General features: G+C 72.6%; 6 protein-coding genes and 2 pseudogenes. 4 read left to right on the plus strand and 4 right to left on the minus strand.

The features are described 5' to 3' along the window. Window positions 1-289 precede the first annotated feature (289 nt). On the plus strand, window positions 290-1,228 hold the full coding sequence (locus ACSNOK_RS24940; RefSeq protein WP_436783005.1) for a hypothetical protein: 939 nt from the start codon (window positions 290-292) through the stop codon (window positions 1,226-1,228). Window positions 1,229-1,241: 13 nt separating this feature from the next. On the opposite strand, the gene ACSNOK_RS24945 is transcribed toward ACSNOK_RS24940, so the two are convergent. Further along, window positions 1,242-1,688 (minus strand): Rieske 2Fe-2S domain-containing protein, encoded by a 447-nt coding sequence (locus ACSNOK_RS24945; RefSeq protein WP_436783006.1) that lies wholly within the window; start codon window positions 1,686-1,688, stop codon window positions 1,242-1,244. A 249-nt stretch (window positions 1,689-1,937) separates the two neighbouring features. Then, on the minus strand, window positions 1,938-4,988 hold the full coding sequence (gene uvrA, locus ACSNOK_RS24950; RefSeq protein WP_436783007.1) for an excinuclease ABC subunit UvrA: 3,051 nt from the start codon (window positions 4,986-4,988) through the stop codon (window positions 1,938-1,940). Between the two features lie 251 nt (window positions 4,989-5,239). Between uvrA and ACSNOK_RS24955 the strand changes: the two genes are divergently transcribed. The 3 genes and pseudogenes from ACSNOK_RS24955 to ACSNOK_RS24965 form a co-directional block, all read left to right on the plus strand. Then, on the plus strand, window positions 5,240-5,926 hold the full coding sequence (locus tag ACSNOK_RS24955; RefSeq protein WP_436783008.1) for a maleylpyruvate isomerase family mycothiol-dependent enzyme: 687 nt from the start codon (window positions 5,240-5,242) through the stop codon (window positions 5,924-5,926). A 79-nt stretch (window positions 5,927-6,005) separates the two neighbouring features. Further along, complete coding sequence (locus tag ACSNOK_RS24960) at window positions 6,006-6,662, plus strand: MBL fold metallo-hydrolase (protein WP_436783009.1); 657 nt, start codon at window positions 6,006-6,008, stop codon at window positions 6,660-6,662. A gap of 209 nt (window positions 6,663-6,871) precedes the next feature. Continuing rightward, window positions 6,872-8,134 (plus strand): annotated as a pseudogene (locus ACSNOK_RS24965) (MFS transporter); the annotation flags it as partial. Window positions 8,135-8,260: 126 nt separating this feature from the next. On the opposite strand, the gene ACSNOK_RS24970 reads toward ACSNOK_RS24965, so the two are convergent. Together ACSNOK_RS24970 and ACSNOK_RS24975 are read right to left on the minus strand one after the other, a co-directional pair. Beyond that, on the minus strand, window positions 8,261-9,256 hold the full coding sequence (locus ACSNOK_RS24970; RefSeq protein WP_436783010.1) for a TerC family protein: 996 nt from the start codon (window positions 9,254-9,256) through the stop codon (window positions 8,261-8,263). Window positions 9,257-9,450: 194 nt separating this feature from the next. Next, window positions 9,451-10,628 (minus strand): annotated as a pseudogene (locus ACSNOK_RS24975) (TerD family protein); the annotation flags it as partial.

The following is a 10,628-nucleotide window of genomic DNA, read 5'->3' on the forward strand; positions in this document are numbered from 1 at the left end:
GCTCGAAAGACCCCGGGTTATTCGGGGTCTTTCGAGCTGTGCCGAGGCACGGGACATGGACGTTCCTCCCGTGGTGGGGTGGTTCGGGTGGAGGAGCGCGTCCGGACGCTGGTGAGGAGCATCGGATGTTGTCGGGTGCGGGTCAACCGGCTTGAATGCGGAAGGGAACACCCGAGTGAACGGAACACGACGGTTGTGAACGCCCTGTGCCCGTCAGGAGGAAGGCTGTCCTCCACGCGGCCGTGACCCCGGTCACCCCGGGTGAATATTCACAGGAGGCAGCGAACGTATGGTACGGACCAGCACCCGGGACGCCGAGGCCGCGCTGGCCCAGGCGCTGCGCACCGGGCCCTTCCACCTGGCGCTGCGGACCGCGCTGACGGCGCGCGGCCTGGCCCTGCACCGGGTACAGCGCCGGCTCGCCCAACGCGGCGTCACCGTCGGCGTCACCAGCCTCAGTTACTGGCAGCAGGGAGCGCGAAGACCCCAGCGCCCCGAGTCGCTGCGCGCGGTGCGGCTGCTGGAGGAGATCCTCGACCTGCCCGCGCAGGCCCTGACCCGGTTACTGGAACCGGGGGCGCGGCCGGCCGCGGAACGTCCCGCCGCCCGTTCGCTGCGCGCGCTGATGGACGAGGCGCGGCCGGCGGAACGGCTCCTCGCCGAGCTGGAGTCCCCCGCCGACGGCGGCCTGCACACGGTCTGCCACCTGGAGCACGTCCACATCGGGGCGCGGCGCGAGCTCCGCGGCCGCGAGTCCCACCACGTCGTCCGGGCGCACCGGGACGGTGTGGACCGTTACGTCGCCATCCACTACGGCGACCCGGGCTGCGATCCGGCCCGGGTCGCCGTACGCGCCACCGGGAACTGCCGCGTGGGGCGCGTCCGGTGGCAGGCGGCGGCCGGCGTGCTGGTCGCGGAGCTGCTGTTCGACACCCGGCTGCGGTGCGGCGAGACGTATCTCCTCGGCTACGCGTTCGACGACGGGACGGGCGGCCAGAGCAGCGAATACGTGCGCGGTTTCAGCTTCGCCGGCGGGCAGTACGTCCTCCAGGTGAGCTTCGACGCCGCCGCGCTGCCCGTCCGCTGCCGTAGCTTCAGCCAGGCCACGGCGAGCGCGCCGCGCAGCGGACAGCGGGAACTGACCCTGGCCGGGCGGCACCCGGGGGTGCACATGGTGGAACAGGCGGTACGGCCGGGGATCGTGGGGATCGGCTGGGACTGGTCGTGAGCCCCTCCGCCGGCTACGCCCCGGGCGTTTTAGGGCCCGCCACCAGCCGGTCGCCGGTCACCCGGACCGGCACCTCGGGCAGCGGGACCGAGGCCGGGCCACGCAGCACCTTGCCGGTGTGCACGTCGAACCGGCTGCCGTGGCAACCGCACTTCGCCGCGTCGTCCTCGATCTTCGAGACGACGCAGCCGGCGTGCGTGCAGACGGCGCTGAACGCCCGGTACTCGTCCTTCTTCGGCCGGGTGACCAGCACCCGCTGCTCCCGGTAGAGCCGCGACCCGCCGACGGGGACCTCGCTCGCCGCGCCGAGCTCGACCGGGGCGGTGGGCGTCGGGGACGCCACGCCGCCCTCCCCGCCGCCGCAGGCGGTGGCGCCCAGCCCCGCCACGCCCGCGAGCGCGGCGCCGCGCAGGACGGTACGGCGGGAGGCGCAGCAGGGCGCCGGCTGGGGGCTGGTCATGGAGGCTCCCACGGGGTACGCCGACGGGCGGTGCCGCCGGGGCTGCTGTGACGATCGGTCCCGACGATACCGGCCCCGGTCGGGCGCCCCGCGCGGTGGGCCGGATGGCATGGCGCCGGCCCGTATCCCCGTGCCGGTACGACTCGCGACCCGGGACGCCCCGAGCCCGTACCCCTGCCGGGCCGGCCCGGGACGCGACCGGTCCCGGCCCCCCTGCGAGGGAGGCCGGGACCGGTGCCGACAGCGCGCTCAGGCCCGGCGCGCCGCCGTCTTCTTCGCCGGCGCCTTCTTGGCAGCGGTCTTCTTGGCCGTCGTCTTCTTCGCGGCGGCCTTCTTCGTCGCGGCCTTCTTCGCCGTGGCCGACTTGCCGGCCGCCGCCTTCGCCGCGGCCTTCTCGGCGGGCGCCTTCCGGGATCCGGCGGCGCGCTTCGGGGCGTCCTCCGGGTCGTCGCCGGTCACCCGGCCGCCGAGCATCTCCCGCAGGAACCGGCCGGTGTGGCTGTCGGGCACGGCCGCGACCTCCTCCGGCGTGCCCTCGGCGATGACCATGCCGCCGTTCTTGCCGCCCTCCGGGCCCATGTCGACGATCCAGTCGGCCGTCTTGATCACATCGAGGTTGTGCTCGATGACGATCACACTGTTGCCCTTGTCGACCAGACCGGACAGCACCGAGATCAGCTTGTTGATGTCCTCGAAGTGCAGACCGGTCGTGGGCTCGTCGAGGACGTACACCGTGCGGCCCGTCGAGCGCTTCTGGAGCTCGCTCGCGAGCTTCACGCGCTGCGCCTCGCCGCCGGACAGCGTCGGGGCGGGCTGCCCGAGACGCACGTACCCGAGGCCCACCTCGTGGAGGGTCCGCAGGTGGCGCGCGATCGTCGGCACGGCCTCGAAGAAGCCGAGCGCCTCCTCGATCGGCATGTCCAGCACCTCGGCGATGGACTTGCCCTTGTAGTGCACCTCCAGGGTCTCGCGGTTGTATCGCGCCCCGTGGCAGACCTCGCACGGCACGTAGACGTCCGGCAGGAAGTTCATCTCGATCTTGATGGTGCCGTCGCCGGAGCAGTTCTCGCAGCGGCCGCCCTTGACGTTGAAGGAGAAGCGGCCGGGCAGGTAGCCGCGGACCTTCGCCTCCATCGTCTCCGCGAAGAGCTTGCGGATGTTGTCGAAGACACCGGTGTACGTGGCCGGGTTGGAGCGCGGCGTCCGGCCGATCGGCGACTGGTCGACGTGGACGACCTTGTCGACCAGGTCGTCGCCGTCCACCCGCGTGTGCCGGCCCGGAACCGTGCGGGCCCCGTGCAGCTCACGCGCCAGGTGCGTGTACAGGATGTCGTTGACCAGCGTCGACTTGCCGGAACCGGAGACACCGGTGACGGCCGTGAGCACCCCGAGGGGAAACGCCACGTCGATGTCGCGCAGGTTGTTCTCCCGGGCGCCGCGCACGGTCAGGGCGCGCTTCCTGTCGATCGGACGGCGCGACGGCGGGGTGGCGATGGCCCGCCGGCCGGAGAGGTACTGCCCGGTCATGGACGCCTCGTTGGCCAGCAGCTCGGCCAGCGGACCGCTGTGCACGACCTTGCCGCCGTGCTCACCGGCGCCCGGGCCGATGTCCACGACCCAGTCGGCGACCTTGATGGTGTCCTCGTCGTGCTCGACGACGATCAGGGTGTTGCCCATGTCCCGCAGGCGCACCAGCGTTTCGATGAGGCGGTGGTTGTCGCGCTGGTGCAGGCCGATGGACGGCTCGTCCAGCACGTACAGCACACCGACCAGACCGGAGCCGATCTGCGTGGCGAGCCGGATGCGCTGCGCCTCGCCGCCGGAGAGGGTGCCCGCGGCGCGGTTGAGCGAGAGGTAGTCCAGACCGACGTCGACGAGGAAGCGGAGCCGCTCGTTGACCTCCTTCAGGACGCGCTCGGCGATCTTCTTCTCGCGGCCGGTGAGCGTCATGTCCCGGAGGAAGTCGGCGCACTCGCTGATGGACATCGCGGAGACCTCCGCGATGGAGCGGCCCTGGATGGTGACCGCCAGAACGACCGGCTTGAGGCGGGTGCCCTCACAGGTCGGGCAGGGCACCTCGCGCATATAGCCCTCGAAGCGCTCGCGGCTGGAGTCGCTCTCCGCCTCGGAGTGCCGCCGCTTGACGAACGGGATGACGCCCTCGAAGGAGGTGGTGTACGCGCGCTCGCGGCCGTACCGGTTGCGGTAGCGCACCTCGACCTGCGTCCGGTGGCCGTTCAGCAGCGCCTTCTTGGCGCGCTGCGGCAGCCCCGCCCAGGGGATGTCCGTACGGAAGCCCAGCTCGTCGGCGAGGGCGGAGACCAGGCGGTGGAAGTAGTCCTTGCTCTGGCCGTGCGCCCAGGGGCTGATCGCCCCCTCGTCGAGGCTCTTGTCCTCGTCCGGGACGATCAGCTCCGGGTCGACCTCCATGCGGGTGCCGATGCCGGTGCAGTCCGGGCAGGCGCCGAAGGGCGAGTTGAAGGAGAAGGAGCGCGGCTCCATCTCCTCGAAGGAGAGGTCGTCGTACGGGCAGTAGAGGTGCTCGGAGTACATCCGCTCACGCTCGGGGTCGTCCTCGGGGAGGTCGACGAAGTCCAGGATGACCATGCCGCCGGACAGGCCCAGCGCGGTCTCGACCGAGTCGGTCAGCCGGCGCTTGGCGCTGCTCTTGACGGTGAGGCGGTCGACGACCACCTCGATCGTGTGCTTCTCCTGCTTCTTCAGCTTGGGCGGCTCGGACAGCTGGACGGTCTGGCCGTCCACCCGGGCCCGGCTGTAGCCCTTGGTCTGGAGGTCGGAGAAGAGGTCGACGTACTCGCCCTTGCGCTCGCGCACCAGCGGCGAGAGCACCTGGAAGCGGCTGCCCTCCGGCAGCTCCAGCACCCGGTCGACGATCGCCTGGGGCGACTGCCGGGAGATCGGCCGCCGGCACTCGGGGCAGTGCGGCTTGCCGATCCGGGCGAACAGCAGGCGGAGGTAGTCGTAGACCTCGGTGATCGTGCCGACCGTGGAGCGCGGGTTGCGCGAGGTCGACTTCTGGTCGATGGACACGGCCGGGGACAGGCCCTCGATGAAGTCCACGTCGGGCTTGTCCATCTGGCCCAGGAACTGCCGTGCGTACGAGGAGAGCGACTCGACGTAGCGGCGCTGCCCCTCGGCGAAGATCGTGTCGAAGGCGAGGGACGACTTGCCCGACCCGGAGAGACCCGTGAAGACGATGAGGGAGTCACGGGGGAGGTCGAGCGAGACGTTCTTGAGGTTGTGCTCGCGCGCGCCACGGACGATGAGACGGTCTGCCACGCCGGTCGGCACCTTTCTTGAGAAGACGAGGGGGTGCGCCGGCCCCGCCGCCACGCGACGCCGGCCCGGATGCGGGCCCGTCGCGGCGGCAGGGGTCAGTGCGGAGCGATGCTCCCGACCCAGCCAGGGTACGAGAGCGCTGCGGCCATCTCTCCAGGATGCCGCATCTCGAGCGTATAGCACGCACGTTCGATTCACGGCCGGAGTCCGGCTCCTTCACCCGAAAGAGTGGCGGCGCTAGGGTCGGGGCCATGGCTGATCACGAGCACGACACCGCCCTGGTCGGCGAGGCGACCGACCGGCTGCTGACCGCCGTGGGCAAGCTCCCGGAGACGGCGCTCCACGAGGCCTCGCGGCTCCCCGGCTGGACCCGCGGCCACGTCCTGGCCCACATCGCGCGCAACGCCGACGCCCTGGTCAACGTGCTCGCCGGCCGGCCCATGTACGCCGACGCCGACGCCCGGGACGCCGACATCGAGCGGGACGCCCCGCGCCCCCTCGCCGTCCACCTGGCCGACCTGCGGGACAGCTCCCGGCGCTTCCTTGAGGCCGCGGCCGCCCTCGGCGACCCCTCCCGCACGGTCACGCTGCGCAACGGCGTCACGGACCTCGCCGCCCGGGTGCCCTTCCGGCGGCTGATCGAGGTCGAGCTGCACCACGTGGACCTCGGGATCGGCTACGGGCTGGAGGACCTGCCCGCGGAGTTCACCGAGCGGGAGATCGGCTTCCTGGCCGACCGGTTCGCCGGCCACCCCGAGGTGCCGTCCCTGCTGCTCGCGGCGGAGGACGGGCGGGAGTGGCGGACGGGCGGCGCGGACGGCCCACGGCTCCGCGTCTCCGGCCCCGCGCCCGCGCTGCTGGGCTGGCTCGCCGGCCGCGGCGACGCGTCCGCCCTGGACACCGACGGCGGCCCGCTCCCGGCCCTGCCCCCGCTCTGACGCCCGGCGGGGCGGCCTCCCGGAACACCGCGGACCGCCGCCCCGGCCCGTTGTCGGACCGAGGAACTAGGCTGATCCCATGGCATACACGGGAGCGGTGAAGGTCGGCGGCCCCGCCAACGTCCACGAGTTGACCGACCTGATGATCTCCAAGGTCGCGGTCGGTCCGATGCACAACAACGCCTATCTGCTGCGCTGCCGCGCGACGGACGAGCAGCTGCTGATCGACGCCGCCGCCGAGCCGCACACGCTGCTCAGCCTGATCGGGGACGGCGGGATCGCCTCGGTCGTCACCACCCACCGGCACGGGGACCACTGGGGCGCGCTGCGCGAGGTGGTCGACGCCACCGGCGCCCGCACCTACGCCGGGCGGTACGACGCCGAGGGCATCCCGGTGCCCACGGACGTGCCCGTCGACGACGGCGACACGCTCCGGGTGGGCCGGGTCGCCCTCACCGCCGTGCACCTGGTCGGCCATACGCCGGGCAGCATCGCGCTGGTCTACGACGACCCGCACGGCCACCCGCACGTGTTCACCGGCGACTGCCTCTTCCCGGGCGGCGTCGGCAACACGCACGACGACCCCAAGGCGTTCGCCAGCCTGATCGGCGACGTGGAGACCAAGCTCTTCGGGCGGCTCCCGGACGAGACCTGGGTCTACCCCGGGCACGGCGCGGACACCACCCTGGGCGCCGAGCGGCCCCACCTCAAGGAGTGGCGCGAGCGCGGCTGGTGAAGCAGTGAGGCAGGTGTGACGGCCGTGCTCCCGGCCGCCTCCGACACGACGCCGGAGGGGCGCCGGGGGCGCGCGCCGGTCGCACCGTAACCGGAAGCAATGCTTCCTTCGCGCCCCCGTGAACGCGCCCGCACGCCCCGTGTCCCGCACCGCCGAGGGAAGTTGGACGGTACATGCACCGTGACGGCTCCCCCGCCGGTCTTCCGGCCATGCTCCGCCTGGCGACCGCCTCCCTGGTCGGGACGGCCATCGAGTACTACGACTTCTTCGCCTACGGCACCGCGGCCGCGCTGGTGCTGGGGCCGCTCTTCTTCCCCACCGCCTCCCCCCTGATGGGCACGCTCGCGGCGTTCGGCACCTTCGGCGTGGGCTTCATCGCCCGCCCCCTGGGGTCCGTGCTCTTCGGACACGTGGGCGACCGGTACGGCAGACGCCCCGTCCTCGTCGTCTCCCTGCTGCTGACGGGCATCGCCACCGTCGCCGTCGGACTCGTGCCCCCGTACGCCACGATCGGCGCCGCCGCCCCGCTGCTCCTCCTCGTCCTGCGCTTCCTCCAGGGGCTGGGGCTGGGCGGCGAGTGGGGCGGCGCCGTGCTGCTCACCACCGAGCACGCCCCCGCCCACCGCCGGGCGCTGTGGGCCTGCTTCCCCCAACTCGGGCCGCCGCTGGGCTTCCTGCTCGCCAACGGCCTCACCCTCGGTCTCTCCGTGGGCCTCACCGACGCGCAGTTCCGCTCCTGGGGCTGGCGGGTGCCGTTCTGGGTGGCGGGCGTCCTCGCGGTCGGGGGCATGCTGCTCCGGAGCCGGATCAGCGAGTCCCCCGAGTTCCGCGAACTGTCCGACGACGAGCGCGCCCGGCTGCCGATCACCGAGGTGGTGCGCGACCACTGGCGGCTCGTCCTGCTCACCGCCGGCGGCCTGGCCATGGGGTACGCGGTCTACTACACGGTCACCACCTGGGCCCTGACCTACGGCACCGAACGGCTCGGGATCGACCGCACGGTGATGCTGACCTGCGTCATGGTGGCGGTCGTCGCCTCGGGCGTCGCCACCCCGCCGCTCGCCCTCCTCGGCGACCGGTTCGGACGGCGTCCGCTGTGCCTGGCCGGCTGCGTGGCCGTCGTCCTGTGGATGTTCCCGCTCGTCGCACTGCTCCACACGGGCGACCCCGTCCTCATGACCGTGGGCTTCGTCGTGGCGATGCTGGCCTTCATGATCTCGTTCGCCGTGGTCGGCGCGTACCTGCCGGAGCTCTACGCGCCGAGGGTGCGCTGCACGGGCGCCACCGTCGGCTACAACCTCGCCGGGATCCTCGGCGGGGCCGTCACCCCGCTCGTCGCCACCGCCCTCACCCGAGGGGACCGGCCGCCGTGGGGCGTCGCCGCCTTCCTCGTCGCCGTGGCGCTGCTCAGCCTGGCCTGCTTCGCCCTGCTGCCGGAGACCCGGCCCGCCTCCGGCGCGGAGCCGGCGGCCCCGACGCCGGACACCACCCCGGAACCGGCGGCGCGGGCTCCACACGCCACCGCGGAACCGGCGGCACAGGCGGCGGACCCCACGCCTCCGGCCCGTGTGCCCGGCCCGCGGTGGGAGCGCGTCGCCTCAGACGTCCGCGTGCTCCCGACTCTCCTCGACGGCGGCCCGCTCGGCCTTCGCGGAGGCACGCAGGCTGGTGACGGTGGTGACGGCCAGCACCGCGCAGATGACGCCCAGCGAGACCGGGATGCTGATCTCGGGCACCGCCACCCCGCTCTCGTGGAGGGCGTGCAGCACCAGCTTGACGCCGATGAAGCCGAGGATCACCGACAGGCCGTACGAGAGGTGGACCAGCTTCCGCAGCAGGCCGCCTATCAGGAAGTACAGCTGGCGCAGGCCCATGAGGGCGAAGGCGTTGGCCGTGAAGACGATGTACGCGTCCTGGGTCAGACCGAAGATCGCCGGAATTGAGTCCAGGGCGAAGAGGACGTCCGTCGTACCGATCGCCAGCATGACGATCAGCATCGGCGTCATCAGGCGCCGTCCCCCCTCCACGATCACCAGCTTGGTGCCGTGGTATCGGTCCGTGGAGGGGAAGCGGCGTTCGACCGCCTTCAGGAAGCGGTTCTCCTCGAACTCCTCCGCCTCCTTCTCGGCCCCGTCCGCCCGCGCCTCCTGGATGAGCTTCCAGGCGGTCCAGACGAGGAACGCCCCGAAGAGGTAGAAGACCCAGGAGAAGTTGGCGATGATCGCCGCGCCCGCGCCGATGAACACGGCCCGCAGGACGAGGGCGATGAGCACGCCGACCATCAGCACCCGCTGCTGGTAGGCGGCGGGCACCGCGAATTTGCCCATGATCAGGACGAAGACGAAGAGGTTGTCGACGCTCAGCGACTTCTCGGTGATGTAACCGGCGAAGAACTCGCCCGCCGGCTGTCCGCCGCCCAGGAACAGCAGGCCCAGGCCGAAGAGGCCGGCGAGCACGATCCAGACGACCGTCCAGGTGCCGGCCTCCTTGAGGGAGACCTCGTGGGGCTTCCGGCCGCCGATGAAGAAGTCGGCGGCGATCAGGGCACACAGACCGGCGACGGTCAGCAGCCACAGCGTCAGGGAGACGTCCATGGGTCCTCCGGCATCTCGTACGGCAACTTCCAGCGTCGTCGCTGCCGGAGGCCCCTTCCACTCGCCGGCTCACCATCCGGTTCGTCCGACGACCCGGTACCGGCCGGCACCGGGGGTGCCTCCGCACACCAAACGGTACAGGAAGCACCAAGAAAGAGTAAAGAGAATCCCAAGCGCCCACCAAGGGGCGGTGATCAGAGCCCGTACGCCCGCCTCGCCTGCCCCACCTGCCACAGCACCCGGCGCACCACATCACTGCCCGCCGGGGCCAGCGACGGCTCGTACGTCCAGGCGTGCCGGACCCACGGGTCGGCGAGGTGGTCGTCCGGCACCGGCGTGATGCGAAGGAGCGAGCGCCACAGCGGGTCGAGGACGGGCCCGAAACCGCGGGAGTCCTCCCGGTCGGCCACCATCATCAGGTGCACGCCCACGGCGGGCCCCTCGTCGGCGAGGTAGCGCAGCTGGGTGACCGCCCGGTCGTCGAAGCCGTGCGGGAAGTCGTTGACGATCAGCAATTGCTCGGCGGTGTCCAGATCGGGCGGGAGCGCGTCGGTCGCCCCACTGCGCACCGCCATCTGCACCAGGTCGACCCGCCGGGTCAGTTCGCCGAGGACCGAGGAGACGCCCTGGGCGCCGGCCGCCGGAGGCCGGGCCAGCACCCCGTTGTCGACGAGCGGCGCCAGGGCCGCCGCGCCCGAACCCGCCGGATCGAGGACGTGCACGGCGAAGTCGCCGACGGGGTGCACCGCCAGCAGCCGCGCCGCGTGCGCCACGGCGCAGTCCATCGCCAGCCGGCGCAGCTCGGCGGGGTCGGCCATGTCCGTGCCCGAGCCCGTCGCGCGGCCGCAGTCGACCCACAGGCCGCGCTGGAGCGGCAGCCGGACCAGCATGGGGATGCGCAGCCCCCGCCGCTCCGGCAGGTGCAGATCGCCCAGGCGCAGCGCCATCGGCGTCTCCAGCGGCGCCTGGTAGGCGTGCCAGACGGGGCTGTCCCAGCGGGCGAGGGCCGGCGGCAGGGCGTGCTCGACGACCTCGGCCTCGGCGGTGAGCTGGGCGAGGTCGCGGTCGAGCACCGCCCGGGCCTGCTCGACGAGGCCGCCGTGCTTGGCGCGTGCCGCCTCCCGGGCCGCGTCGGCGGCCGGACCCACCCGGGTGGCCGGGTCGGAGAGCACCCGGTCGAGCTCCTTCTCCAGGCGCGACTCGGCGAAGCCGACCGCGCTGCGGTACGCGGCGGTGCTCCGGGCCAGGTCCTCGAACATGCCCCACACCTGGTTGTACAGGCGTTCCTCCATCGTCCAGCCGGCCGCGTCACCGGCCACGGGCTCCGGCGGCGTCCCCGGCGGGGCGGCGGGGGCGGCGGGGGGGGGGGGGG

Origin of the sequence: Streptomyces sp. URMC 126, from assembly GCF_051386555.1 — a bacterium.
GTDB lineage: Bacteria > Actinomycetota > Actinomycetes > Streptomycetales > Streptomycetaceae > Streptomyces.

Bases quoted from the DNA above. Each gene is read 5' to 3' on its own strand.
- ACSNOK_RS24955 (WP_436783008.1), top strand. From the start codon at position 5,240: ATGGCTGATCACGAGCACGACACCGCCCTGGTCGGCGAGGCGACCGAC.
- ACSNOK_RS24970 (WP_436783010.1), bottom strand. From the start codon at position 9,256: ATGGACGTCTCCCTGACGCTGTGGCTGCTGACCGTCGCCGGTCTGTGT.
- ACSNOK_RS24945 (WP_436783006.1), bottom strand. From the start codon at position 1,688: ATGACCAGCCCCCAGCCGGCGCCCTGCTGCGCCTCCCGCCGTACCGTC.
- ACSNOK_RS24960 (WP_436783009.1), top strand. From the start codon at position 6,006: ATGGCATACACGGGAGCGGTGAAGGTCGGCGGCCCCGCCAACGTCCAC.
- ACSNOK_RS24940 (WP_436783005.1), top strand. From the start codon at position 290: ATGGTACGGACCAGCACCCGGGACGCCGAGGCCGCGCTGGCCCAGGCG.